At 60.1% G+C, this 24,277-nt stretch carries 23 protein-coding genes, 1 tRNA gene and 1 pseudogene; 13 read left to right on the forward strand and 12 right to left on the reverse strand.

What is annotated here, in order from left to right:
* Positions 1–2: 2 nt before the first annotated feature.
* The 4 genes from OIU37_RS25195 to rplU all read right to left on the reverse strand — a co-directional run bounded on the left by OIU37_RS25195 (position 3) and on the right by rplU (position 1,990).
* Positions 3–590 carry a GNAT family N-acetyltransferase gene (locus OIU37_RS25195; protein WP_240603966.1) on the reverse strand — a complete coding sequence of 196 codons (588 nt, stop codon included), beginning with the start codon at positions 588–590 and terminating at the stop codon, positions 3–5.
* Positions 587–1,243 carry a GNAT family N-acetyltransferase gene (locus tag OIU37_RS25200; protein ID WP_168314917.1) on the reverse strand — a complete coding sequence of 219 codons (657 nt, stop codon included), beginning with the start codon at positions 1,241–1,243 and terminating at the stop codon, positions 587–589. The genes OIU37_RS25195 and OIU37_RS25200 overlap by 4 nt, the downstream gene beginning before the upstream one ends.
* Before the next feature lie 126 nt (positions 1,244–1,369).
* Positions 1,370–1,639, reverse strand: coding sequence for a 50S ribosomal protein L27 (rpmA, locus tag OIU37_RS25205; RefSeq protein ID WP_003543909.1), 270 nt, complete (start codon positions 1,637–1,639; stop codon positions 1,370–1,372).
* Between the two features lie 33 nt (positions 1,640–1,672).
* Complete coding sequence (gene rplU / locus OIU37_RS25210) at positions 1,673–1,990, reverse strand: 50S ribosomal protein L21 (RefSeq protein ID WP_003543907.1); 318 nt, start codon at positions 1,988–1,990, stop codon at positions 1,673–1,675.
* A 304-nt stretch (positions 1,991–2,294) separates the two neighbouring features.
* Between rplU and OIU37_RS25215 the strand changes: the two genes are divergently transcribed.
* A tRNA-Ser gene (locus OIU37_RS25215) sits at positions 2,295–2,384 on the forward strand.
* 125 nt (positions 2,385–2,509) lie between these two features.
* On the opposite strand, the gene OIU37_RS25220 is transcribed toward OIU37_RS25215, so the two are convergent.
* The 5 genes and pseudogenes from OIU37_RS25220 to OIU37_RS25240 all read right to left on the reverse strand — a co-directional run bounded on the left by OIU37_RS25220 (position 2,510) and on the right by OIU37_RS25240 (position 8,477).
* A complete protein-coding gene (locus OIU37_RS25220) occupies positions 2,510–3,958 on the reverse strand; it encodes an adenylate/guanylate cyclase domain-containing protein (protein WP_264258953.1) in 1,449 nt (482 codons plus the stop codon).
* A gap of 436 nt (positions 3,959–4,394) precedes the next feature.
* A pseudogene (locus OIU37_RS25225) lies at positions 4,395–4,507 on the reverse strand (thioredoxin); the annotation flags it as partial.
* A 4-nt stretch (positions 4,508–4,511) separates the two neighbouring features.
* Positions 4,512–6,140, reverse strand: coding sequence for a glycosyltransferase family 39 protein (locus tag OIU37_RS25230; RefSeq protein WP_264258954.1), 1,629 nt, complete (start codon positions 6,138–6,140; stop codon positions 4,512–4,514).
* A 303-nt stretch (positions 6,141–6,443) separates the two neighbouring features.
* The gene (locus tag OIU37_RS25235) at positions 6,444–7,004 is read right to left on the reverse strand and encodes a DsbA family protein (RefSeq protein ID WP_264258955.1); all 561 of its coding nucleotides are present in this window, start codon (positions 7,002–7,004) and stop codon (positions 6,444–6,446) included.
* A gap of 36 nt (positions 7,005–7,040) precedes the next feature.
* Positions 7,041–8,477, reverse strand: coding sequence for a DUF6880 family protein (locus OIU37_RS25240; protein ID WP_264259219.1), 1,437 nt, complete (start codon positions 8,475–8,477; stop codon positions 7,041–7,043).
* Between the two features lie 200 nt (positions 8,478–8,677).
* Between OIU37_RS25240 and OIU37_RS25245 the strand changes: the two genes are divergently transcribed.
* Positions 8,678–8,932 carry a DUF2934 domain-containing protein gene (locus OIU37_RS25245; RefSeq protein ID WP_130718321.1) on the forward strand — a complete coding sequence of 85 codons (255 nt, stop codon included), beginning with the start codon at positions 8,678–8,680 and terminating at the stop codon, positions 8,930–8,932.
* A gap of 33 nt (positions 8,933–8,965) precedes the next feature.
* Here the strand turns inward: OIU37_RS25245 and OIU37_RS25250 are convergent, their stop codons facing one another.
* On the reverse strand, positions 8,966–9,535 hold the full coding sequence (locus OIU37_RS25250) for a GNAT family N-acetyltransferase (RefSeq protein ID WP_168309185.1): 570 nt from the start codon (positions 9,533–9,535) through the stop codon (positions 8,966–8,968).
* 57 nt (positions 9,536–9,592) lie between these two features.
* Positions 9,593–10,237: a ThuA domain-containing protein gene (locus OIU37_RS25255; protein WP_264258956.1), complete on the reverse strand. Its 645-nt coding sequence runs from the start codon at positions 10,235–10,237 to the stop codon at positions 9,593–9,595.
* A 247-nt stretch (positions 10,238–10,484) separates the two neighbouring features.
* On the opposite strand from OIU37_RS25255, the gene galE reads away from it, so the two are divergent.
* Positions 10,485–11,468, forward strand: a complete 984-nt coding sequence (gene galE / locus OIU37_RS25260; RefSeq protein WP_168309183.1) for a UDP-glucose 4-epimerase GalE — start codon at positions 10,485–10,487, stop codon at positions 11,466–11,468.
* Positions 11,446–12,990 (forward strand): alkaline phosphatase family protein, encoded by a 1,545-nt coding sequence (locus tag OIU37_RS25265; RefSeq protein ID WP_264258957.1) that lies wholly within the window; start codon positions 11,446–11,448, stop codon positions 12,988–12,990. Before galE ends, OIU37_RS25265 begins: the two co-directional genes overlap by 23 nt.
* A gap of 109 nt (positions 12,991–13,099) precedes the next feature.
* Here the strand turns inward: OIU37_RS25265 and OIU37_RS25270 are convergent, their stop codons facing one another.
* Entirely contained in the window at positions 13,100–13,597 is a 498-nt protein-coding gene (locus OIU37_RS25270) for a DUF1993 family protein (RefSeq protein WP_264258958.1), read from the reverse strand.
* 374 nt (positions 13,598–13,971) lie between these two features.
* On the opposite strand from OIU37_RS25270, the gene OIU37_RS25275 reads away from it, so the two are divergent.
* The 9 genes from OIU37_RS25275 (at position 13,972) to OIU37_RS25315 (ending at position 24,116) form a co-directional block, all read left to right on the forward strand.
* Positions 13,972–14,901, forward strand: a complete 930-nt coding sequence (locus tag OIU37_RS25275; RefSeq protein WP_168309180.1) for a sugar ABC transporter substrate-binding protein — start codon at positions 13,972–13,974, stop codon at positions 14,899–14,901.
* A 69-nt stretch (positions 14,902–14,970) separates the two neighbouring features.
* Positions 14,971–16,512, forward strand: a complete 1,542-nt coding sequence (locus tag OIU37_RS25280; RefSeq protein WP_168309179.1) for a sugar ABC transporter ATP-binding protein — start codon at positions 14,971–14,973, stop codon at positions 16,510–16,512.
* Between the two features lie 34 nt (positions 16,513–16,546).
* The gene (locus tag OIU37_RS25285; RefSeq protein WP_011653996.1) at positions 16,547–17,572 is read left to right on the forward strand and encodes an ABC transporter permease; all 1,026 of its coding nucleotides are present in this window, start codon (positions 16,547–16,549) and stop codon (positions 17,570–17,572) included.
* A 148-nt stretch (positions 17,573–17,720) separates the two neighbouring features.
* Entirely contained in the window at positions 17,721–18,779 is a 1,059-nt protein-coding gene (locus OIU37_RS25290) for a dipeptidase (RefSeq protein WP_168309178.1), read from the forward strand.
* Positions 18,780–18,877: 98 nt separating this feature from the next.
* Positions 18,878–20,521 carry an ABC transporter substrate-binding protein gene (locus tag OIU37_RS25295; RefSeq protein WP_264258959.1) on the forward strand — a complete coding sequence of 548 codons (1,644 nt, stop codon included), beginning with the start codon at positions 18,878–18,880 and terminating at the stop codon, positions 20,519–20,521.
* 19 nt (positions 20,522–20,540) lie between these two features.
* Entirely contained in the window at positions 20,541–21,608 is a 1,068-nt protein-coding gene (locus tag OIU37_RS25300; protein ID WP_264258960.1) for an ABC transporter permease, read from the forward strand.
* Complete coding sequence (locus OIU37_RS25305; protein WP_171604469.1) at positions 21,605–22,540, forward strand: ABC transporter permease; 936 nt, start codon at positions 21,605–21,607, stop codon at positions 22,538–22,540. Before OIU37_RS25300 ends, OIU37_RS25305 begins: the two co-directional genes overlap by 4 nt.
* A complete protein-coding gene (locus OIU37_RS25310; protein ID WP_171604470.1) occupies positions 22,537–23,370 on the forward strand; it encodes an ABC transporter ATP-binding protein in 834 nt (277 codons plus the stop codon). Before OIU37_RS25305 ends, OIU37_RS25310 begins: the two co-directional genes overlap by 4 nt.
* Entirely contained in the window at positions 23,367–24,116 is a 750-nt protein-coding gene (locus OIU37_RS25315) for an ABC transporter ATP-binding protein (protein WP_264258961.1), read from the forward strand. Before OIU37_RS25310 ends, OIU37_RS25315 begins: the two co-directional genes overlap by 4 nt.
* The last annotated feature ends 161 nt before the right edge of the window (positions 24,117–24,277 follow it).

A 24,277-nucleotide genomic window follows, 5' to 3' on the forward strand; every position in this document is an offset into this window, starting at 1 on the left:
GATCAGGCAACCTTCCGCGGCTGCAGCATGCCCGGCTGCAGCACGGTTTCGATGTGCGACACCATGGTGTTGCGGGCGAAACAGTAGATTTCGCCGCAACCCGTCATGCGGAAACCGAGTTTCTCCTGCAGTCGCAGCGAAGCCGGGTTGTCGGCGAAGACGCCGGAATAGATCGGCGTCTCCGGCATGCGGCGCGAGAAGCGCTCGATGATCGCCGCCACCGCCTCGCTCATATAGCCGCGCCGCCAGTAGTAGCGGTTCAGCCAGTAGCCGAGGTGCCAGCGGCCGTGGCGCAGCTCGATCGAGACGTTGCCGATATGGACATCGTCCTTATCGGTGATCGCCAGCGGCCAGTCGGGCAGGGTGCCCGAGGTGACCGGGACCAGCCAGTCCAGCGCATCCTGCCGGTCGAACGGCGCGGGTACGCGGGACAGCATGCGCGTGACCGCGAAATCGGAGAGCGATTCCGCGATCGCAGGCGCATCGCTCAGCCTGTGGGGGCGGAGCGTCAGCCGGGCGGTCGAGATGACCGGCGCGGGGCCGGGCATCATCGGCTTGACCTCGGGCCTTTGCAGCGCAGTCGTGCTCATGCGATGTTCCCCCAGCTTCTGAGGGACATCCAGGTCTTGCGGTCGAGCCTGTACCATTCGACCGGCACGTTGCTGCCGAGCGCCAGCGAGGCGGCGAGCCCCGAACCCTGGAACTGGAAGCCGCACTTCTGGATGACGCGGCGCGAGGCGACATTCATTACCCGGCAACGGGCGTCGATCTGATCGACGTCCTGGCGGGTCCTGAATACCATATCGACCAGGGCATGGCAGGCCTCGGTCGTATAACCCTTGTTCCAATAGGGCTCGCCCAGCCAGTAGCCGATCTCGACGGTCTTGCCGTCTGTCTGCGGTTCCACACCGCAGCAGCCGATAAAGGCGCCGTTTTCGGCCTTGGTGATCGCATAGACGCACTTGCCAATCTCGCCATTTTTCGTGCGACGCACGAAGTCGGCAGCATCATCGGCGGTATAAGGGTGCGGCATACGCGATACCATGGTGGCGACTTTGGCGTTATTGGCGAGATGGGCAAGGGCGTCGATGTCTTCTTCGTGGGGCGCGCGCATGACGAGCCTTTCCGATAACAAGACAGGGCAATCGGTCCTTAACCGTTCCGGCCTCAGCCGCTCCGTGGAAGACCGCTGGTCTTCCCGGGAAGACCGTGATTGGTCTACCCTTAACAATTCGCCTTGCATGGTTCAGTCCTCCTTGAGGGGTAAAGAAAAAGGGGAGATGGCGCCCCATCTCCCCTGTTTTCTAGACTGAACCTGATACGGCCAGCCGGGTCGATGAGACGCCGGCTGTTTTTGAGCGCTACCGGCTTATTCCGCTGCTTCCGCTTTCGGCATGACAGACACGTAGACGCGACCGTTGGCCTTGGTTCGGTAGTTCACATTGCCGGCGGTAAGCGCAAAAATCGTGTGATCCTTGCCGAGGCCGACGTTGGAACCCGGATGCCACTCAGTACCGCGCTGACGCACGATGATGTTGCCTGCGATGACGGCTTCGCCGCCGAACTTCTTCACGCCAAGGCGCTTGGACTGAGAATCGCGACCGTTGCGCGATGAACCGCCAGCTTTTTTGTGTGCCATTGGAGTTCTCCTTTAAACCTTGTCCCGTTGATCTTACTTGGCAGCCACGATGTCCGTGATACGGACGACCGTGTGATGCTGACGATGGCCGCGCGAACGCTTCGAATTCTGACGGCGGCGCTTCTTGAAGGCGATGACCTTCTTGCCGCGGTTCTGTTCGACGACTTCTGCCTTGACAGAGGCGCCGGTTACGAAGGGCGCACCGATCGCAGCGTCGGCGCCTTCGCCGATCACGAGCACTTCGGTGAATTCAATGGAGTCGCCAGCGGTGGCTTCCAGCTTTTCGATGGTCAGCACGTCGTTGGCTGCCACACGGTACTGTTTACCGCCGGTCTTGATGACTGCGAACATTTTTTATCCTTTCATGTTCGTTCCAGCGCTCCCCGCAAATCCAGCAGGTGGCTGTCTTTTTATCAGTCGAAGTTAAGCAGGGATTTCAGAGGTCTAATCCTCGAACTCGTCCTGCCGGTGAAGCCCCGCGCGAGCGCGGGACGGCTAAGGCGCGGATTTCTCCAAACCTATTGCGCAGCCGAGATACGCGAGTGACAAAAAGGTGTCAAGGCAAAAGGATGGAATGCTTCGACTTTTCGGCTTGCCAGCCTGTCATTTGCCCGTTATGAGAACGCCCGCGCCGAACAAGCGCCGACCAGACCGCGGAGAGGTGGCAGAGTGGTCGAATGCACCGCACTCGAAATGCGGCATACCTGCAAGGGTATCGTGGGTTCAAATCCCACCCTCTCCGCCATAAACATAATTATCATGCAATGGAGCACGTGCGAAAACGTACGGCTGGCGTACGCCACATTCGATTGCAGGGCCGCATCCGCGGCGCGGATGAAGCAACCCGTCCACAAGAGGCGACGCAGGCGGTTATGGCCCGTTAATGATGCGATACACGGAAGCATTGCCTTCAACTCCGTGGAGTGAGGAACCAAATTCCACGACATGGTGGCCGGTCAGGAGATGAATGACGCCTGGCGCCGTATAGAGCGCTTCCGAGATACAGATCTCGCCAGCATCTGCCAGAGATTGCACGCGGGCGGCAACATTTACGGTCTGACCAAAATAGTCGAGATTATCGTTTAGCGTGACAGCTATCGATGGGCCGCAGTGTGCGCCGATTTTGAGGATGATGCCCGGCTCACCATGTTCGAGATTGAAACGCTCGATTTCCTTTAAGATCTGCAATGCGGCCGAGACTGCGTCTGTTGGGCGAGAGAAGACGGCCATCACTGCGTCGCCGATCGTCTTTACGATGGCGCCGGAATGTTGCTGTGCCGTCAATTCGAGGAGAGCAAAATGCTCCCTCACCAAGGCGTAGGCGTTCAGGTCGCCCAAGCGCTCATACAGAGCCGTTGAACCTTTTAGGTCTGTGAAGAGGAAAGTCACCTGGCGAATGCCGAGCCCTTCCCGCTCGTCGACTCGCTCGGACCGGAACAGGCGCCTGAAGGTCTGCCTTGCCAGCAACATCCCGCCGGAGATATACGGCTCGAATTCGAGCTGCGGCTTGATTGTCAGGGCTGCCACCTCGGGCGGCCAGTTTATCAAAAGCAGTGAGCCACGAACGAGTCCTGTATTTTCCACCTCGATAATACAAGGACCCGGCGATAAAACGGCGAGGGCCGGGGAAAAGCGTTGCCCATCATACCTGACCCGCAGCAGCGTCGGCGCTGTGGCCGGCTCACCCGATATCGGCGTCATGAAAGCGGCTTGCGTTTGGACATTCACGCCGGAGAGAACACCAGGACCCAGTTCCGCCCGTAGCGTGACGCTCGAGCTCGGCGGCAGATAAGTGAGGCCCCGGACCAGTTCGCGCAGGTAGTCGAGAAATCGAGCTTGCTGGCCGGGCAGCTTGCCGTCGTTGGCGAAGCGAAGCTTCCAGTGGAAGTCTTCGACCGAGAGCGAGTCGGGATCATGAAACGGCAGCCGCCGAAGATGCGGCGACACGGAGAACGTAACTTCGATGAAGTCATCGAGGTCAGTTTCACCCGATACGTCGCACAAGCCACAGACATAATGGGTCTTGAGCGTGCGCAAGGCGCCAAAGCTGTCGAGCACCATTCCAGATTGGGGACAAAGCACATCCCAAGTCATCTCGAACAGGCCGCATCGGGTGGCATGGAGGAACAGATCAATGGATTCCGTGTCAGTTATCGCGCGGTCACGTGCGAACGCCAGCGGATTGACACGATAAAGGGAGAGATCGTTGCCGTCCCTGATTAGCGCTTCGAACTTAGAGATCACGCGCGGGCTCCAGGATCGAGCCTGCTCGATCTGGATCATCTTACTTTCGAGAAGCCGATCGTCGACGCCAGTCATGGTCAACTTGTCCGAAGGCGTTACGAGCGGAATTTCAGTGCGTCGCCGGGATCGAGTTCCCAATGACCTACATGTTCGAACCTTCACCCGCCGCTGTAGATTGCCAGCCCCAATTCTACCGAATGAACCCTGCTGACACAAGGTCGTGACCGGAGCTGGGGTTTTGCGAATACGCTTCCAGAGGCGCACGATGCAGGTCGTCACCAAGTTATTGGAGACCAGATGGCGGACGATCCGAAAACTCAGAGGCCGCTGGCAAGCCTGGGTCCGGCGGCGTGGCACGCAGCTACATGTCTACATGGCGTTTAGCTTGCGAAACCAGTCTTGAACCAGGGAATAAGCGATTGGGAAGATCGCGACACATGATATTCATGGCGGTCAAGAACTGGCAGCAGACAAATAAGCGGGGGAGGTAGCCTCTGGCACTCGGCCAGGTTCAGTTGCCCAGCGCCTTCATCACAGACTCCAACCTCATCGCCGCTAACTCATGTCGGCTTGAACCAGCCCGTCGATCATGAGGGTCGGCGAGACATGGATGCCAGACTGTCGCGGCTCATGGGCGGGTGATCCTATAGACCAGCAAATCGTCCGAATCCACAAGCTTGGTTGCGGTCTTGTCCAGATAATCGATGACGCCAACATGATGCTCGACGAACCGCAAGTCCTGATGGTCGGTGGCGTTCTTGGTCACCCCGAACAGATCCGCGCCTTGCGCGCGCAGTTCCTCGAGCTGCGCGATGGCAGTGGCGTCATCCGCTACGAATTTCGACCAGTCCGCATCGCCTCCTCCAGGCGGGAACACCCAGCCGCGCACCCTGCTGTAGTAGACTGCGACGGGGTCGCCGACGTCGGGCGCGGTGGCGACAACGAGATCGCCCGGTCGCGCCAGCCGCGCTAGTTCCTCGCCAAGCAGCTTGCCGTTCATGGCGATTGGCTTCTTCATTGTCCTGACGAGGGGCAAGGTCGACCAGGCAAGCGCGATGGCCACGATGAAGATCGCGCGAAGCACGACGGCGGGGGTCAGAACCGTTCGCGATGCAAGCGTTGCCAGAAGAAGCCCGCCGCGGCCGCAGAACATCGCGACGGGCACATGGAAGATGTGGAAGTTCCACACATTGCTGGTGATCTCGCCTGCCGCCGCCAGATAGATGATCAAGGCCGCAGCCAGCCACACATAGGGAATGGCCGAAAGGGTGCGTTGCTTCGGGTCTTCGGCGGGTCTGGGCGGCATCCATAAGCCGACCGCGAGCAGCACCATGAACGGATAGCCGTAGAACCACCAGACCGACGTGTTCCACGCCGATTTGAAGTAGAACCTGTGTTTAACGTATGCCCGGAAGCCGTCATCCCAGATATAACCGCCGCCGGCGATATGAAAGGGCGGATAGCTGCGGCCGAGATAAATCGCCCAGATGTAATAAGCGGCGATGATAGCGAGGCTCAGAAGCCCCCACAGGAAGACTGCGGTTGCCTGCTTCTGCTTCTTCTCCAGAATCCAGCAAACCATCAAATAGAAGATAACGGCGCCGGCGACGAGGCCTGGCGGCTTTGACAGTGCGCCGAGCGAGAAGCTGACCGTGGCAAGCGGCAAGAGCCAGGGGCTGCCGCCGGTCCAGTATTTGACGAACAGCCAGACGCCAAGGGTCACCAAGGCGAGCATCGCGGGATCGGGAAGAAACGAGCTGTCGATCATGATCGCCGCCGGCATCAGCGCGTAGGCGAGTGCCGCCGCGTGGGCGTGCATCCTGTCCCAGCATAGTGCCGTCAGCCTGTGTAGCGAAAACACCGTCACCAGACCGAAGAATGCCGCAACCACGCGGCCGAACCAGTCGTGCCAACCGAAGAGTTGGTAGAGCAAGGCTGTGAGATAGCTGACGATCTGGAATTCGCGGCCCTGATAGCCTGGCCCGGGCCCGGTCCAGCTGACCTCCGGAAAGAAGATGTTCCAGCTGCGCTGCTGGAAATTGTCGGCCATCATTGCGGTGCTTATCTCGCGCCAGCTGAAGCCGTCGACCAGTGGTAAGGTGATCTTATGAAACCTGAAGACGATGGCAATAAACAGGATCCCCAGCAAGATCGCAGTGTCGAGGCTCGGGTATTTGCGAGCAACCATGTCCCAGTCGCTCGTCTGCTGCTGACATTGCTGACCTTCGGCTCGATTCAATTTCGGGTCGTCGCTCATCTGAACCGTGTCCTTCCCACTGACGCCCGACACCGCGCGATACGCGCCGGCATCTGATCGAGAGGAAGATTTGGTTGAGCGGGATTAGGCCGTCGGCGCTGTCGGCTGCGAAGTGGCTCGTAGGCTTCACCGAGCACCGGTTTGGAAGGCTTGCGGGGCGGCTTTGTCATGATGGCAGTTCATCAGCAATGCCTCAAAAAGCAATTAGCCCAGATTGATTACTGATTCCATCCCCGTACGAACACGATAGGGCATCGGTGAGAGACGGCTCACCTTTTGATAGTCTCTGGCACATGGCCAGCGTCAGCTCCCCAGCGCCTTCTTCACCCAGACTCCGACCTCATCGCCGCTGCTCATATCGGGCTGCACCAGCCCATCTATCATGAAGGTCGGCGAGACATGGATGCCGTTCTGCCTGGCATATTTGCAATGCCATTTGATCTCCCGGTCGAGGTCCGGGATTGCGAAGGCTTCTTTCAGCTTGACACCGCTGTAGCCTTCCAGGCGCTCGATGATCTGGTTCGGCGTCACATCCATATTCGGGCCGCCGGCATGGCGTTCAAACTCGAACTCCTCGCGATGGGTGGCGATGGCAGCCATGATCTTCTTTGCAGTTTCCTTGCCACCTTCCAGAGTCGAAGCTGCGATGATGCAGCGGACAAGGACGCCGGAATACATGTGCCAAGGTTGCGACTGCAGGCGGATCTTCACGGTGATCTTGTCTTCGCCCGCCTGGCTCGGCAGTTCGTGGAACTTGTTGAACGCCCTGACCGAGTAAGGGCAAGTCGGTTCCAGAAAGGCTTCGAAGATGCGGGGGCCGGTTCCCCAGGTGAGCGGATCGGCGTGCCAGGAAGGGGTCGTCATGGGATTCCTCTCTGAAGGTAAAACATCCGAAGCGACTTAAGGTACCAGTCTCCAGAAGCCATGCTTCTTGCCGTGCCGGCGCTTGAGTTCCGCGACATAGGCGTCATGGGATCTTATGTTGCTGAAGTCATCGATATGAGGCGCAAGCGACGCGCAGTCCGCAAGATGCCTCGCCGCGTGTTTATAGCGGCTGGACCGGCTGTTATCGAGCGCGAAATCGATCATGGAGCGCAAGACCATGGTCGCTGCGAGCGGATGTTTCTCCGCCAGAGCTTCGGCCGCCGGCGTCATCAGCTCATAGAGATCGCCGTTCAGTTCCGCTTTCCTGATCGCCACCAGTTTTGCCGCCTCGGCAAGTGCCGGCCAATTCAGAAAAAAGACAAGTGCCTGGTGGACGTCCGGGAAAGCCCGGGCATGGGCAAATGCCTTCTCCTCGGCCTCAAGATCGTCGAAATCCGGCAATCGCTTGAGGAAGGCCTTGAGGTGCCCGGCATGCAGCGACCGCTCGAAGCACGCCCATCGATAGGTCTGTGCCTCCTCTACGCGCCCCAGAGCCTCAAGCGTCTCGACGCGAGCAAGCTGCCACTCGAATGGCATTTCGGCCCAGCCTCTCCTGTCGGCCCCATCCAACGTCTGCAGCGCTTCCTTCGCCCGCCCGGCCGAAAGCAGACGATTGGCGATGTCGGCCGCAATCATCGGCGCCTTGCGTGTCTCCTCGGGATGCTGGCCAATGTAGGCATCAACATCGCCCTGAGCGTCGGCAATTTGCTGCAAGGCTATGCGCACCGTCAGATCCCGGTGAGTGCCGGCGATCTCATCTTGGTAAATCGCGCCGCCGCTGCCCCAGCCAATGACCTTGCGCTCCTCTTCCGCCGGCTTGTCTTTCGGCTCCTTGGACCATTGGGCGACGAGGGTTTTCAAGCGATCGAGACCATCCTTGCCGAGGGCTGGCACCATCGCGGCAATCAAGTTGTCGTACTGGCCGTAGCTATCGTCCTGCACGGCTTTGAACACCTTATCGGCCAGAACATGGGCGTCGATTTTGGCGGACCCAGCAATTGCAGCAGCATCCTCGCAAGCCTGGTGAAAACTTTGGATAAGCGAACCGCCGCGGTCGTTGGACCTCTCAAAGATCGAATCGGCCAGTGCGAGGAACTGCCATATCAGTTCGAAAGCTTCCTGGGGATCATCGGCGGCAACCGTCTCTGCGATCGTCTTGCGCTGGGTTTCGAGATCGTTCTTCAGCGCCTTCACTTTGTGCCAGTTGATGAGGGTGCGAGCCCGGGCAATGCTCGCAAGCCGCTTTCGCACCTCACGCGCCACCTCGGCGCTGCCGTGATTGCCGGCAAGCTCCATTCGAAGCCGTCGCTTGTGGGCGGCACTGCCCATGCTGACCTCGATCAGCAGCTCGGCAAGGCGCTGCGCTCCAAGGGATTCGAGATTTTTCGCATTGAGTGTCGTCTTGGCTGCCATCGTCATCGCTGTCGTTTCTGCGGGTGACCCTACCCTGCAGGCAGTACGAGGCCAAGGTCCGGGAATGTGTACACGGGATAATCCTTCGGCGCCTCGCTATTAGCTAAAAACTAACGCTGCCTCGTAACGACTCCTAAAGCCGGTTTTGGCACCTTGTTGCCTGTCGAATATTGCTTCCAAATTTCTCGCTGGGGTTGATTATGAGTCATAATAAAGACGCCTGGGTCAGCCAGCGCGCTTATTCGTTGTGGGAATCGGAAGGCAGGCCGGATGGCCGCGGGGAAAGCCATTGGGCGCAGGCGTTGAGGGAGTTCGAGCAGCTTGAGCTGACGAAGGCCTCGCCTGACGGAAACGATCTCATCGAGAAGCTGAAAGCAGCCGGGCGGCTGATGCGGATCTATGATCAGGCAGCGCCCGCCGTCGAGAACGACCGGCAGATCAAAGCGGCTCGCTAGACCATGTTGCCACTCCCCTGAATGCCGAAATGTTCAGCGGCATTCCAGGCGGACGATCGGCCTTGCCGGCAGGCGTCTTGCCACTTCGGCGAAACCGGCATCGAGAAACATCGAGAGCGCTCCCGGATAGAGCTCGGCTCCGTTCGAAGCACGGGCGGCCTGATCAACAGGGTAGGCTTCGAGACATTCGGCTCCGTTCGCGCTTGCGAATTCGACGGCGTGTTTCAATAACAGTCGCGACAGGCCCCGCCGCCGGAACGGCTTGCGGACGATGAAGCAATTGATCGACCAGGCCGGCCTGTCATCGACCGGAGCAAAGGGTTTTGAACGGCGCAGCCGGTCGAATACGGCGCGTGGCGCGACACCGCACCATCCGGCCGGCTCATTCTCGTGATAGCCGAGAATGCCCGGCGGGCGCGGCCCGGCGAGCAGGCTTCGGAACCAGTTGCGATTTCCCTCGCCCCAACCTGCCTTGTAGTCGGCATTCGGACGATACCAGTAGGCGCAGCGACAATTCCGGCCGCCGGAGCAATCGTCGAAGACTGCTTCTATATCGGTCAAGCGGTCGGCAGTGGCGGGAAGGAAAGAGAAGCGATCCGGCATACGGGGAGATTAGTCGCGGGTGGGCGATTGGCAAGACTGCTCACCCGCCCTCCAACGCTACTGACGGGCGGCCCAGCTCAGACCACGCCGCAGGATGAGCGGCATGTAGGGATGGTCGAATTCGGCCGCGACATGGCCGAGGGCGGAATAAAAGATGCGGCCGGCGCCGAAATGGCGCTTGAAGACGACGGGCATCACGACATTGCGGGCTGCCGGATCGTAGGCGCCGGTGAAGGTGGTCGTCGCCAGGATTTCGACGGTCGGATCATAGTGGAGATAATATTGCTCCGAACGATAGTCGAAGTCGGGAATGCCCTCCATGACGGGATCGTTCTGGCGGGTGACGGCGACGCGGAAGTCGATGATGTTGCCGGGATGGGCGACCCAGGTGACGCCGGAGACATAGCGGAAATGCGCGCTTTCCTTGAAGGATGTGGCGAGCGCGCCGTGATGGCCGGCAAGCCCGAGCCCGCCACGCACGGCTTCGCCGAGGGCAGTGGCATGTTCCCTCTCAAGCTTTTCGCCGGTGATGATGGGCACCAGCAGATCGGCTTTCGCCAGCGTCGGAGATCCGAATACGCCGAGATCGCTGGTCACCTCGACCGTAAAATCGTCCTCGCGCAGGAGATCGGCGACGATATGAGCGCATTGCTCCGGCTCGTGGCCTTGCCAGCCGCCCCAAACGACCAATGCCTTCCTCATTCGCGCTCTCCCTGCCTGATGGCTGCAGACCGTTGATCATCACATGGTGGTGCAAGCCCCTTAGATCGGGCGGCTATGCAAATCACGCGAATAATTCATGAATATTGCCGACCCGGCACAACGGACACGGGCGGGCGGCTTCGGCATTTGACGTATTGTCCGTTGACGCCGATCGCAGTTCCTTCTTTTTATTGACGTGTATCTCGTCTAGGTTTCTCTCATCTCTCGTGAAGAATAAGGGTGGTGTATGGCAGGTGAAACGGTTCTTGTCGTCGGCGGTGCCGGCTATATCGGCTCGCATACGTGCCTCGACCTGGCGAACAAGGGCTATAGGCCTGTCGTCTTCGATAATTTTTCGAACGGTCATCGCGAGTTCGTCAGATGGGGGCCGGCCGAGGAAGGCGATATTCGCGACCGCGCCCGGCTGGATGAGGTGCTGGCCAAACACAAGCCGGCGGCGATCCTGCATTTTGCGGCGCTGATCGAGGTCGGCGAATCGGTCAAGGATCCGGTTTCCTTCTACGAGAACAATGTGATCGGTACTTTGACGCTGCTTTCAGCAGCCCAGGCGGCTGATATCAACGCCTTCGTCTTCTCCTCTACCTGCGCGACCTACGGCCTGCCGCAGAGCGTGCCGCTCGACGAAACGCACCGGCAGGTGCCGATCAATCCCTACGGGCGGACGAAATATATCGTCGAGCAGGCGCTTGCCGATTACGACCAGTACAGGAGCCTGCGCTCGGTGGTGTTGCGTTATTTCAATGCGGCTGGCGCCGATTTCGAGGGCCGGATCGGCGAATGGCATCAGCCGGAAACCCATGCGATACCGCTAGCGATCGACGCGGCGCTCGGTCGCCGCCAGGGTTTCAAGGTGTTCGGCAGCGACTACGAGACCCGCGACGGCACCTGCGTGCGCGACTATATTCATGTGCTCGATCTTGCCGATGCGCATGTGCGCGCCGTCGAATATCTGCTGAAGGGCGGCGATTCCGTCGCGCTCAACCTTGGCACCGGCACCGGCACGACAGTCAAGGAATTGCTGGGCGCCATCGAGGACGTGTCGAACCGGCCTTTCCCGGTCGAATATATCGGCCGTCGCGAAGGCGATTCGCATACGCTGGTCGCCAATAACGACAAGGCGCGCGACGTGCTCGGCTGGGTGCCGCAGTATGATCTGTCCGAGATCATCCGCTCCGCCTGGGACTGGCATGCGAAATCCAACCAGCATTGAAAAGGCGCGTCGGCCGAACATCCTGCTGATCACGGCGGACCAGTGGCGCGGCGATTGCCTGTCGGCCGTCGGTCATGCCTGCGTGAAGACGCCCGGTGTCGATGCGCTGGCGCGTGAAGGCACGCTCTTCCGGCGGCACTATGCCGGGGCGGCACCATGCTCGCCGGCGAGGGCCACACTCTATACCGGTCTCTATCAGATGAACCACCGGGTCTGCCGCAACGGTTCGCCGCTCGATGCCCGCTTCGACAATTTGGCACTGGCGGCCCGGCGGGCGGGATACGACCCGGCGCTGTTCGGCTATACGGATACGGCGCCTGATCCGCGCGGCATGGATGCCGGCGATCCGCATCTGACGAGTTATGAAGGCGTGCTGCCGGGTTTTACCGCCCGCCAGCTTCTGCCCGAACATGAGAAACAATGGCTCTCCTGGCTCAGGTCCCGCGGCCATGCGGATGCCGTCAGCCGCGATATCCATATTCCTGTTGGTGCCAGAGCTGGAGAAATTTCCGATACGGCGCCGGCCTATTCCAGCGACGAGACCCAGACGGCGTTCCTGGCCGGCGAGTTCATCCGCTGGATGGGCGAACAGGACGGCCCGTGGTTCGCGCATGTCTCCTTCTTACGTCCGCATCCGCCATTCTCCGTGCCGGAGCCGTTCAACCGAATGTTCAAGCCGGGGGACGGACCGGTTTTTGCACGCGCGGAAGACCGCGAAGCGGAAGAGAACAGTCATCCCTATCTCGCCTATGCCATGCCGCGCGTTGAGAAGGGCAACTTCATCCACGGCGCAACGGGACCGCTCGGCGACTGGAACGCCGAGGATTTCGCCATGATAAGGGCGATCTATTACGGGATGATATCGGAGGTCGATGCGCAGCTCGGCCGCATCTGGCAAGCCCTGAAGGATGCGGGCGCTTGGGACGATACATTGATCGTCTTCACCTCCGACCATGCCGAGATGGCGGGCGATCACTGGACGCTCGGCAAGGGCGGCTTCTTCGACGGCAGTTATCATATTCCGCTTGTTATTCGGGATCCCGCAAGCGGTGCTCGGGGCGGGATCGTCGACGATTTCACCAGTGCTGCGGATATTTTTCCGACCCTTTGCCAAAGGCTCGGCATCGACGCGAAGAACGGGCTCGATGGCCGGTCGCTCATGCCGTTCGTCAACGGCGGGAGCGGACAGGGTTGGCGGGATGCGGCATTCTGGGAATTCGATTTCCGCGACATTGCGCATTGCGGGGCCGAGCGGCATTTCGGGCTCCGGTCCAACCAATGCAATCTCGCGGTGATCCGCGACAGACAGTTCAAATATGTGCATTTTACCGCATTGCCGCCGCTGCTCTTCGATCTTCGCAACGATCCGATGGAGCTCGACAATGTCGCAGCGGATCCGGCCTATGCGGCGATACGGCTCGCCTATGCCGAGAAGCTGCTGTCGCTGCGGGCACGGCATCTCGACCAGACGCTTGCCTATACCGAGCTGACGGAAAGAGGGCCGGTGACGCACCGGCCCTGACATTACAGCGCTGCGCGTCCTTTCAGACGCGCAGAGGGCGCTGTACACTTTGAATCGCTGCATAATTTTATCCTTAAATCGATTCCGATTTAAGGAATTATGCAGTGGCTCAGCCGAGATAATCGCGCTTGCCGATCGGGACGCCCTGGTTGCGCAGAATGGCGTGGGCCGTCGCGACGTGGAAATAGAAGTTCGGCAGGGCGAAGGTGGCGATATATTCGTCACCGGGGAGCACGATACCGCTCTTTCCCGGCAGGGTGATCTCACGGTTTTCCGCGCCTTCCAGCGCTTGGGCCGAGAAGCCGGCGAGATAGGCTTCGGTTTTTGCCAGGCGCTCGCGCAGGGCATAGAGCGTCGTTTCGTTGTCTTCGAACTTCGGGGCGTCGGTGGCGGTCAGGCGGGCGAGCGCGAATTTGGCGCTGTCGCTGGCGCGCTGATACTGGCCGGAGAGCGGCAGCATGTCGGGCGCAAGGCGAGCGGCGACCAATATGGCAGGATCGATATTCTTTTCCGTGGCATAGGCTTCGGCCTTGTCGAGGTAGGTTTTCAGGCCGGCGAGGCCGCGCTGGAACATCGGAACGGTGAGGCGATAGATCGAAATGGGCATCTGTCCTGTCTCCAAAATCTTCAAATGATTGGGGCCGCAGCGAGAGATCAAAGACGCCTGCGACTCTCGGCCTGTCTTCGACCCCGCATAGATGGATGCTCGCTTCGCCTTTCACAACGCAGGAAATGCAGGCGCCGGCCGTGAAGGCCCATGGCATTGCGCTTCATCCGTATCTGGTCGCCGCTAAAGAGACTTGACGCCGTTCCCAGAAAATGGAATGAATATTCCGCAGAACGGATTTGACGGTTTGTTTGTTCCGTTTTGCGGAGCGCCGCGGGAGAGGTGGCGCGGGGAAATTGCAGCTTCAGAGCAAATGCCTGGAGCTCCGGCGTGAGGAGGGTGCAGCCGGGCACCGCTTTGTGGAGGAAGTGAAAATGAAAAAGTTTATCCTGGGCACTGCGATGGCGCTCGTCCTGTCGACGGCCGCTCACGCAGAAACCGTCGGCGTCTCGATGGCGAAATTCGACGACAATTTCCTGACCGTTCTGCGCAACGGCATGACCGATTATGCAAAGACACTGAGCGGCGTGACGCTGCAGGTCGAAGACGCGCAGAACGACGTTTCCAAGCAGCAGAGCCAGATCCAGAATTTCATCGCCTCCAAGGTCGATGCAATCATCGTCAACCCTGTCGATACCGATGCGACCACGGCAATGTCGAAGCTCGCGGCCGATGCCGGCATTCCGCTGGTTTACGTCAACCGTCAGCCGGTCAACGTCGACACGCTGCCGGACAATCAGGCCTTCGTCGCTTCCAACGAGCAGGAATCCGGCACGCTGGAAACCAAGGAAATCTGCCGCATTCTCGGCGGTAAGGGCAAGGCCGTCGTCATCATGGGCGAGCTCTCCAACCAGGCTGCGCGCATGCGGACCCAGGACGTTCATGACGTCATCAAGACGGATGAATGCAAGGGTCTGGAGATCGTTGAAGAGCAGACGGCGAACTGGGACCGCACCCAGGGCGCCGACCTGATGACCAACTGGCTCTCCAGCGGTATCGAATTCGACGCCGTGATCTCCAACAACGACGAAATGGCGATCGGCGCCATCCAGGCGCTGAAGGCAGCCGGCAAGGATATGAGCAAGGTCGTCGTCGGCGGCGTCGACGCCACGCAGGACGCGCTTGCCGCCATGCAGGCGGGTGATCTCGACGTCACCGTCTTCCAGGATGCTGCCGGCCAGGGCAAGGGCTCGCTCGATGCAGCGCTCAAGCTTGCCAAGGGCGAAAAGGTCGACAAAAAGGTCTACATTCCCTTCCAGCTCGTCACGCCTGAGAACGTCAAGGACTTCGTCACCAAGAACTGAGGCGAATGCCAAGCAGGATGCGGGCTTTGCCCGCATCCTTTCCGCCTGTCCGTATCCGGAGGAGATGATATGGCCGTCAGCCCGACAACCATGGCCGCCGTGCGCGCGAGTGGTGCAGTTCCGAATGCGGAATATCTCTTGAGCGCCGAGGGCGTTCGCAAGGAATTTCCGGGTGTCGTCGCACTCGACGACGTGCAGTTCCGGCTGAAGCGCGCCTCCGTGCATGCGCTGATGGGCGAAAACGGCGCCGGCAAATCGACGTTGATGAAGATCCTCGCCGGCATTTACATCCCCGACAAGGGCGATATCCGCCTGAAAGGGATCGAGATTCGGCTGAAATCTCCGCTCGATGCGCTGGAGAACGGGATTGCCATGATCCATCAGGAACTGAACCTGATGCCATTCATGACGGTCGCGGAAAATATCTGGATCCGCCGCGAACCGAAAAACCGCTTGGGTTTCATCGATCACGGCCGCATGCATCGCATGACCGAGGAGCTGTTTGCCCGGCTCAATATCGACATTGATCCCGATATCGAGGTTCGGCACCTCTCGGTCGCCAACCGGCAGATGGTTGAGATCGCCAAGGCGGTTTCCTATAATTCCGACGTGCTGATCATGGACGAGCCGACTTCGGCACTGACGGAGCGCGAGGTCGAGCATCTTTTCCGTATTATCCGCGACCTCAGGGCCCAAGGCATCGGCATCGTCTACATCACCCACAAGATGAACGAGCTTTTCGAGATCGCCGACGAGTTCTCCGTCTTCCGCGACGGCCGATATATCGGCACCCATGCCTCGACCGACGTCACCCGCGACGACATCATCCGCATGATGGTCGGGCGCGAGATCACCCAGATGTTCCCCAAAGAAGAGGTGCCGATCGGCGAGGTCGTGCTCTCGGTCAAGGATCTTTGTCTCAACGGCGTCTTCAAGAACGTCTCCTTCGAGGTCAGGGCCGGCGAAATCCTCGGCGTGGCCGGCCTCGTCGGTTCCGGGCGGTCGAACGTCGCCGAAACGCTGTTTGGGGTGACGCCGGCAAGTTCCGGCTCGATCGAGCTCTACGGCAAGCCGGTCACCATTTCTTCGCCGACCGAGGCCATCCGCAATCGGATGGCGTTCCTGACCGAGGACCGGAAAGATACAGGCTGCCTGCTGATCCTCGATATTCTCGAGAACATGCAGATCGCCGTTCTGCAGGACAGATATGTCAAGGGTGGCTTCGTGCAGCAGGGCGCAGTCGAGGCAACCTGCGAAGACATGGCAAAAAAGCTGCGCGTGAAAACGCCCAATCTTTACGAGCGGGTGGAAAATCTTTCGGGCGGCAATCAACAGAAGGTGCTGATCGGGCGCTGGCTGCTCACCAATCCGCGCATCCTCATCCTCGACGAGCCGACGCGCGGCATCGATGTCGGCGCCAAGGCGGAAATCCACCGGCTGGTCGTGGAGATGGCGCGAGACGGTGTGGCGGTGGTCATGATTTCTTCCGAAATGCCCGAGGTCCTCGGGATGAGCGACCGCATCATGGTCATGCACGAGGGGCGCGTGACCGGTTTCCTCAATCGCGACGAAGCAACGCAGATCAAGGTGATGGAGCTGGCTGCGCAGTGATGCGTTGACGGCGATCGTCCAAGGGAGGTTTGACATGACTACCAAGGCAGCAGAGGGCGCGGCTCCGCTCGCAACCCGGCAAAGGCGGCGGCGCATACCGACGGAACTCAGCATTTTCCTCGTGCTCGTCGGCATCGCGCTCATCTACGAAGTGCTCGGCTGGATGTTCATCGGCCAAAGCTTCCTGATGAATTCGCAGCGTCTGACGATCATGATCCTACAGGTCTCCGTCATCGGCATTATTGCCGTCGGCGTCACGCAGGTCATCATCACCGGCGGCATCGATCTTTCGTCGGGCTCGGTCGTCGGCATGACGGCGATGATCGCAACAAGCTTCGCCCAGTCCTCGACCTGGGGACGAGCCGTTTTTCCCTCGCTGACCGACCTGCCGGCTTTCGTGCCGATCGTCGTTGGTCTGCTGATCGGGGCGGCCGCCGGTCTCGCGAACGGCGCGCTCATCGCCTACACGAAGATCCCGCCGTTCATTGCAACGCTTGGCATGTTCGTTTCGGCTAGAGGTGTCGCCAAGTGGTATACGAAGGGACAGCCGGTTTCGGGGATCACCGAACAGTTTCATTTCATCGGAACGAAAGCCTGGCCGGTTGTCGTCTTCCTGGTCGTTGCGCTGATCTTTCATATTGCGCTGCGCTATACGCGTTACGGAAAGTTCACCTATGCCATCGGCGCGAACCCGCAGGCCGCACGCGTTTCCGGCATCAACATCGAGGCGCATCTCGTCAAGGTCTATGTGATTGCCGGATTGCTCGCCGGCCTTGCCGGTATCGTCACGGCGGCACGTGCTGAAACCGCACAGGCCAGCATGGGCGTCGGATATGAACTCGACGCGATCGCTGCGACCGTCATCGGCGGCACCTCGCTCACCGGCGGTGTTGGGCGCATCACCGGCACCGTCATCGGCACCATCATCCTCGGCGTCATGACCTCCGGCTTCACGTTCCTCAGGATCGATGCCTATTACCAGGAGATCGTCAAAGGCCTTATCATTGTCGCGGCTGTCGTCATCGACGTCTACAGACAGAAGAAGCGCCGCAAGCACTGATCTCCGTCGATCCGTTGGTTTTTGCGGGGGCTTGGGCCCCCGTTTCGTTTTCAGCGCCGATGGATTTCTAAAAAAAGAGGTGGCGAATTCCGTCAGCTTTTCTATTCTGGCCGCTTCATTCGCCCGATCGGGCAGCGCAGGAAGACAGATGCAATTCGTATTTGACGGTCACAACGACGTTCTCCTTCGACTCTGGACACATTCAAAAGACGGCAGCGACCCGATCGCGGAATTCGCAGACGGCACGACGGTCGGCCATATCGATGCGCATCGGGCGAGAGAGGGCGGTCTTTCAGGCGGTCTCTGCGCCATCTACATTCCCTCGGGCGATCTCGTCTTCGCCGATCCGGATGCCGATGGCCGCTATGTGACGCCGATGGCGGCCCCTCTCGATCCGCTGCCTTCCCTTGCCATCGCCAATGAAATGGCGGCCATCGCGCTGCGGCTCGATCAGGCCGGCGCCTGGCGGCTCTGCCGGACGGTGAAGGATATCCGCGGCGCCATGGCGGACGGCATTTTCGCCGCCGTCATGCATATGGAAGGCTGCGAGGCAATCGGCGCCGATCTCGCGGCGCTCGAGGTATTCTATGCGGCAGGGCTGCGGTCGCTCGGGCCGGTCTGGAGCCGACACAACGTGTTCGGTCACGGCGTGCCCTTCGCTTTCCCGATGTCACCGGACACGGCGCCCGGCCTTACCGATGCCGGCTTCGCGCTGGTCAGGGAATGCAATCGCCTCGGTATCTTGATAGACCTTGCCCATATCACAGAGAAGGGTTTCTGGGACGTGGCGAAGAAGACGGACCAGCCGCTGGTCGCCAGCCATTCCAATGCCCACGCCCTTACGCCGGTCGCGCGCAACCTGACGGATAGGCAGCTCGATGCGATCCGCGAAAGCCGCGGGCTGGTCGGCATCAATTATGCCACCGCCATGCTGCGCGCCGACGGCCGCTCGGACAGTGATACGCCGCTTGCCGATATGATCCGCCACATCGACTATCTTGTGAACCGCATCGGCATCGACTGCGTGGGGCTCGGATCGGACTTCGACGGGGCCACCATTCCCGAGGAAATCGGCGATGCAGCCGGCAATCAGAAGCTGATTGCCGCTCTCAGAGAGGTTGGCTATGGTGAAGCCGATCTCACGAAACTTGCCCGTGAAAATTGGCTTCGCATTCTCGCACAGGCTTGGCGGGAGGGTCACGCCTAAAGCGCCGCGCGCGCCTCTGGACGCGCTGAGAAGGCACCATAGTTTTCATGGGTATGACCGCAAACGCTTCGTAATCAATCAAAACAGGGGAACAAACTATGATGATGACCAAGCTCCACCGCAATTTCCGTATGCTTTCCGCGGGAGCTGCACTTTCACTGCTGATGATGGCCACACCCTCGGCCTTTGCCGAGACGCCGAAAGATACGCTGGTCGAAGGTTTCGCCATCGATGATATCATCACGATGGATCCGGGCGAGGCTTTCGAGCTTTCGACCGCCGAAATTACCAGCAACAGCTACAGCCTGCTCGTCCGTCTCGATATGGACGACACGTCCAAGGTGAAGGGCGATCTGGCCGAAAGCTGGAGCGTTTCCGATGACGGTCTCACCTATACGTTCAAGCTGAAGTCCGGCCTGAAATTCGCCTCCGGCAACCCGATCACCGCCGAAGACGTTGCCTGGTCGTTCGAGCGGGCCGTCAAGCTCGACAAGAGCCCGGCTTTCATTCTCACCCAATTCGGCCTGACCGGCGACAACGTCACGGAAAAGGCCAAGGCGGCCGATGCCGGCACCTTCGTCTTCACAGTCGACAAGGCCTATGCGCCGAGCTTCGTGCTCAACTGCCTGACGGCAACGGTGGCTTCCGTCGTCGACAAGAAGCTGGTGCTGGAGCATGTGAAGGCGGTGACGCCCGATGCCGACCACAAATACGACAACGACTTCGGCAATGAATGGCTGAAGACCGGCTATGCCGGTTCCGGCGCCTATAAGATGCGCGAATGGCGCGCCAACGAAGTCGTCGTGCTGGAGCGCAACGACAATTATTATGGCGACAAGGCAAAGCTCAACCGCGTCATCTACCGCTACATGAAGGAAAGTTCTGCCCAGCGCCTGGCGCTCGAAGCCGGTGACATCGATATCGCCCGCAATCTCGAGCCGGGCGACATCGACGCCGTTTCGAAGAATGCCGATCTCGCGACAACGAGTGCGCCGAAGGGCACGATCTATTATGTCAGCCTGAACAACAAGAACGAGAACCTGAAAAAGCCGGAAGTCCAGGAAGCCTTCAAATATCTGGTCGATTACGATGCGATCGGCGCAACGTTGATCAAGGGTATCGGCGAGATCCATCAGACCTTCCTGCCAAAGGGTCAACTCGGCGCGCTCGATGAGAATCCCTACAAGCTCGATGTCGCCAAGGCCAAGGAACTGCTGGCCAAGGCCGGTGTACCCGACGGTTTCTCGATCACCATGGACGTGCGCAACACGCAGCCGGTGACCGGTATCGCTGAATCGATGCAGCAGACGCTGGCGCAGGCCGGCGTGAAGATGGAAATCATCCCCGGCGACGGCAAGCAGACGCTGACCAAGTACCGCGCCCGTACCCACGACATGTATATCGGCCAATGGGGTTCTGACTATTTCGACCCGAATTCCAATGCCGACACCTTTACCAGCAATCCTGACAATTCCGATGCCGGCACGGTGAAGACGCTCGCGTGGCGCAACAGCTGGGAAGCGCCGGAGCTCGACAAGCTAGCTAAGGCAGCACTTCTGGAACGCGACGCCGCCAAGCGTGCCGCCATATATCAGGACATCCAGAAGAAGTATCTTGCAAACAGCCCCTTCGTCTTCATCTTCCAGCAGACCGAGGTGGCCGGCTACCGCAAGAGCGTGAAGGACTTCAAGCTGGGTCCGAGCTTCGACACCAATTTCGTCGGTCCGATCGCCAAGGAATAGTCCGGCGGGATTGAGTGACTTGAGCACCGTCGAAACAACGCAGGAGGCGCGGCCCCGAAAGGGCCGTGCTGGGGCCTTTGCGAAGGCGCTAGGGCGGTTTCTGTTTGCCGCCGTAACCACCTATCTCGGCCTTCTGGCCGTCACCTTCTTCATCGGCCGCGTCGTGCCGATCGATCCCGTGCTCGCCATTCTCGGCGACCGCGCGCCCAACCACGTCGTCGAGCGCGTACGCCAGGAAATGGGCTTCAACCTGCCGCTCTATCAGCAATTCTTTATCTATATCAAAGGCATCCTGTCCGGCGACTTCGGCAATTCAGTGCTGACGACCAATCCTGTCATGGTCGATATCCGCCGTGTCCTGCCGGCGACAATCGAGCTCGCAACGTTCGGAACGATCATCGGCGCCGTCGTCGGCGTACCGCTCGGCGTTCTCGCCGCGGTGCGCCGCGGCAGCATCGTCGACCAGGTGGTGCGCGTCATCGGCCTCGTCGGCTATTCGGTGCCGATCTTCTGGCTGGCATTGATCTCGCTCGTCATCTTCTATGCGCGGCTGCGCTGGGTGGCTTTCCCCGGCCGCATCGACATCGTTTTCGAATATACGTTCACGCCGATCACCGGCCTTTACCTGCTAGACAGCGCCTGGCAAGGGCAATGGGACGTCTTCTATGATGTCTTCCGTCACATCATCCTGCCCGCCTCCCTGCTTGGCTATTTCTCGCTCGCCTATATCAGCCGCATGACGCGCAGCTTCATGCTGAACGAGCTTTCCCAGGAATATATCGTTGCCGCACGCGCCAAGGGGCTTTCGGAAACGCGGGTGATCTGGGGTCATGCGCTGCGCAATGCCGCCGTGCCGCTCGTAACCGTGATTGCGCTTTCCTATGCCGGTCTGCTCGAAGGATCGGTGTTGACGGAGACCGTCTTTTCCTGGCCGGGTATCGGGCTCTACATCACCAATTCGCTGCAGAATGCCGACATGAACGCCGTGCTCGGCGGCACGATCGTTATCGGTACGGTCTTCATCGGCATCAACCTTCTGTCCGATCTTCTCTACCGGACGCTCGACCCGAGGACGCGAAACCGATGACGGCCAATGCCAGCCCATCTCCTGCGATGAGCCGCCGCGAATGGCTGCTTTCCGACCGGCCGCAATCGCGCCTGCAAGCCCGCCTCGGCCGTGCCTACGTCACCTGGCGGCAGTTCACGGCAAACAGGCTCGCCGTCGTCGGCCTGCTGATCATCGTGGCGCTGCTCTTCATCGCCGCCTTTGCCGATGTGCTCGCCACCCACAATCCCGTTGTCGGCGATCTGCGCAATGCCCGCCTGCTGCCGCCCGGGACGGGGGAATTCTGGCTCGGTTCGGACGATCAGGGTCGTGATATCTATTCGCGGCTGATCTACGGATCGCGATTGACGCTGCTCGTCGTCGTGCTCGTCGCCGTCATCTCGGCGCCGATCGGGCTGATCGTCGGTACGGTCTCCGGTTATGCCGGAGGCTGGGTGGATGCGACGCTGATGCGCATCACCGATATCTTCCTCGCCTTTCCCAAGCTGGTGCTGGCGCTCGCCTTCGTCGCAGCCCTCGGCCCCGGCATTCAGAACGCGATCATCGCCATCGCCATCACCTCCTGGCCGCCCTATGCCCGTATCGCGCGCGCCGAGACGCTGACGGTCCGGCGTTCCGATTATATTTCGGCAGTGAAGCTGATGGGCGCCTCGCCTTTCCGCATTATCGTACGCCATGTCATGCCGCTCTGCATTTCCTCGCTGATCGTGCGTGTAACGCTCGACATGGCGGGGATCATCCTGACGGCTGCCGGTCTCGGTTTCCTCGGCCTCGGGGCGCAGCCGCCGCTGCCGGAATGGGGTGCGATGATCGCCTCGGGACGGCGCTTCATCCTCGATCAATGGTGGGTTGCGGCGATGCCGGGCATCGCCATCCTTGTCGTCAGCCTCGGCTTCAATCTGCTTGGCGACGGCCTGCGCGACGCGCTCGATCCGAAGGAGAGCGGCCAATGACGACACTTCTGACGGTGGACAAGCTCAAGGTCAGCTACCCCACGCGCACCGGGGTGATCGAGGCCGTGCGCGGCGTCTCCTTCACGCTCGGCAAGGAAAGGCTGGGCATCGTCGGCGAATCCGGCTCGGGCAAGTCGCAGACCGGCCGGGCGATCATGGGTCTGACGCCGAAACACGGTGTCGTCACGGCCGAGAGGCTTAACTTCAACGGCATCGATCTTATCAATGTGTCTGCCGGCGAAAGGCGCAGGCTGCGCGGCAAGCGCATCGCCATGATCCTGCAGGATCCGAAATACTCGCTCGATCCCGTCATGTCGATCGGACGGCAGATCTGCGAAACGTTGCGCACGCATGAGAAGGTGGGCAAGGCGGAGGCCCGCGAGCGCGCGCTCGCCATGCTGGAAGCGGTGCAGATCCGCGATCCGAAACGTGTCTTCGACCTGCATCCGCACGAGGTCTCGGGCGGCATGGGGCAGCGCGCGATGATCGCCATGATGCTGATTGCCGGCCCTGAATTGCTAATTGCCGACGAACCGACCTCGGCGCTTGACGTAACGGTGCAACTCGACGTGCTGAGGATCATGGACAGACTGGTGTCCGAGCGCGGGATGGGGCTGATCTTCGTCTCCCACGATCTGAGGCTGGTCTCCTCCTTCTGCGACCGCGTCATCGTCATGTATGCCGGAAAGATCGTCGAGGAGCTGGCGGCGGCCGATCTCAGACATGCACAGCATCCCTATACGCAGGGCCTGCTGAACTGCATGCCCGAGATCGGCGCAAACCGTCATCCGCTGCCGGTGCTCGACCGCAAGCCGGAGTGGGCGGCATGAGCGCAGCTCTCCAAGTCGACAATCTCAGTGTCGTCTACGACCATTTTCATGCCTTGAAGAATGTCAGCATCAGTGTCGAACGCGGCGAATCCTTTGGTCTCGTCGGCGAGTCCGGCTCGGGAAAATCGACCTTGCTGCGGGCCGTTGCCGGACTTGCGCCGGTCAGCGGCGGCACGATCAACATCGATGGCGAGCCGCTGAAAGGTTCGAAACGCAGCAAAACCTTCTATCGACGCGTGCAAATGGTCTTTCAGGATCCTTATGGTTCGCTGCATCCTCGTCAGACGATCGACCGGCTTCTGCTCGAACCGCTTGCAATCCACGGCATCGCCGACAGCGAGAAGCGGATCGCCCGCGCGCTTGACGAGGTCGGCCTCGGCAATGGTTTCCGTTTCCGCTACCCGCACCAGCTCTCCGGCGGCCAGCGACAGCGCGTGGCGATCGCCCGGGCGCTGATCGTGGAACCGTCGATCCTGCTGCTCGACGAGCCGACATCGGCGCTCGACGCTTCGGTGCAGGCCGAGGTGCTGAACCTGCTGGAAGAGATCCGGCGCGACCGCAAGCTCACCTTCGTGATGGTGAGCCATGATCTCGGCGTCGTCACCCATATGTGTGAGAGGCTCGCCGTGATGCGCAACGGCGCCGTCGTCGAGCGGCTGAGCTCGCAAGAGCTGGCGGGCGGCGCGTTTCATGAGGACTACACGCGAAATTTGATGATCGCGAGCAAGGGTTTCGTCAAAGCCTGAACGGCAATCTTTTCAAGCCCTTGAAAAGGAAAGATCGATTGCGGCGTTAAGGATAATGCTTCGCTAAAAGACGACCATTCAACTAGACTATTGACAGCTGACTTGCTTCTGTCATGATCCCGTTAACGTTTGTTAGCTTTCGTGATCGATGGAGGTTGAAG

The organism is Rhizobium sp. BT-226, assembly GCF_025847085.2.
Lineage (GTDB): Bacteria > Pseudomonadota > Alphaproteobacteria > Rhizobiales > Rhizobiaceae > Rhizobium > Rhizobium sophorae.

What these genes read in the sequence shown, in the direction of transcription:
- OIU37_RS25295 (WP_264258959.1), top strand. Translation starts at nt 18,878, where the DNA reads ATGATGATGACCAAGCTCCACCGCAATTTCCGTATGCTTTCCGCGGGA.
- OIU37_RS25290 (WP_168309178.1), top strand. Translation starts at nt 17,721, where the DNA reads ATGCAATTCGTATTTGACGGTCACAACGACGTTCTCCTTCGACTCTGG.
- rpmA (WP_003543909.1), bottom strand. Translation starts at nt 1,639, where the DNA reads ATGGCACACAAAAAAGCTGGCGGTTCATCGCGCAACGGTCGCGATTCT.
- OIU37_RS25195 (WP_240603966.1), bottom strand. Translation starts at nt 590, where the DNA reads ATGAGCACGACTGCGCTGCAAAGGCCCGAGGTCAAGCCGATGATGCCC.
- OIU37_RS25265 (WP_264258957.1), top strand. Translation starts at nt 11,446, where the DNA reads ATGCGAAATCCAACCAGCATTGAAAAGGCGCGTCGGCCGAACATCCTG.
- OIU37_RS25305 (WP_171604469.1), top strand. Translation starts at nt 21,605, where the DNA reads ATGACGGCCAATGCCAGCCCATCTCCTGCGATGAGCCGCCGCGAATGG.
- OIU37_RS25270 (WP_264258958.1), bottom strand. Translation starts at nt 13,597, where the DNA reads ATGCCCATTTCGATCTATCGCCTCACCGTTCCGATGTTCCAGCGCGGC.
- OIU37_RS25310 (WP_171604470.1), top strand. Translation starts at nt 22,537, where the DNA reads ATGACGACACTTCTGACGGTGGACAAGCTCAAGGTCAGCTACCCCACG.
- OIU37_RS25255 (WP_264258956.1), bottom strand. Translation starts at nt 10,237, where the DNA reads ATGAGGAAGGCATTGGTCGTTTGGGGCGGCTGGCAAGGCCACGAGCCG.
- OIU37_RS25315 (WP_264258961.1), top strand. Translation starts at nt 23,367, where the DNA reads ATGAGCGCAGCTCTCCAAGTCGACAATCTCAGTGTCGTCTACGACCAT.
- OIU37_RS25220 (WP_264258953.1), bottom strand. Translation starts at nt 3,958, where the DNA reads ATGACTGGCGTCGACGATCGGCTTCTCGAAAGTAAGATGATCCAGATC.
- OIU37_RS25240 (WP_264259219.1), bottom strand. Translation starts at nt 8,477, where the DNA reads ATGGCAGCCAAGACGACACTCAATGCGAAAAATCTCGAATCCCTTGGA.
- OIU37_RS25200 (WP_168314917.1), bottom strand. Translation starts at nt 1,243, where the DNA reads ATGCAAGGCGAATTGTTAAGGGTAGACCAATCACGGTCTTCCCGGGAA.
- OIU37_RS25285 (WP_011653996.1), top strand. Translation starts at nt 16,547, where the DNA reads ATGACTACCAAGGCAGCAGAGGGCGCGGCTCCGCTCGCAACCCGGCAA.
- OIU37_RS25275 (WP_168309180.1), top strand. Translation starts at nt 13,972, where the DNA reads ATGAAAAAGTTTATCCTGGGCACTGCGATGGCGCTCGTCCTGTCGACG.
- OIU37_RS25230 (WP_264258954.1), bottom strand. Translation starts at nt 6,140, where the DNA reads ATGAGCGACGACCCGAAATTGAATCGAGCCGAAGGTCAGCAATGTCAG.
- OIU37_RS25250 (WP_168309185.1), bottom strand. Translation starts at nt 9,535, where the DNA reads ATGCCGGATCGCTTCTCTTTCCTTCCCGCCACTGCCGACCGCTTGACC.
- rplU (WP_003543907.1), bottom strand. Translation starts at nt 1,990, where the DNA reads ATGTTCGCAGTCATCAAGACCGGCGGTAAACAGTACCGTGTGGCAGCC.
- OIU37_RS25235 (WP_264258955.1), bottom strand. Translation starts at nt 7,004, where the DNA reads ATGACGACCCCTTCCTGGCACGCCGATCCGCTCACCTGGGGAACCGGC.
- galE (WP_168309183.1), top strand. Translation starts at nt 10,485, where the DNA reads ATGGCAGGTGAAACGGTTCTTGTCGTCGGCGGTGCCGGCTATATCGGC.
- OIU37_RS25245 (WP_130718321.1), top strand. Translation starts at nt 8,678, where the DNA reads ATGAGTCATAATAAAGACGCCTGGGTCAGCCAGCGCGCTTATTCGTTG.
- OIU37_RS25280 (WP_168309179.1), top strand. Translation starts at nt 14,971, where the DNA reads ATGGCCGTCAGCCCGACAACCATGGCCGCCGTGCGCGCGAGTGGTGCA.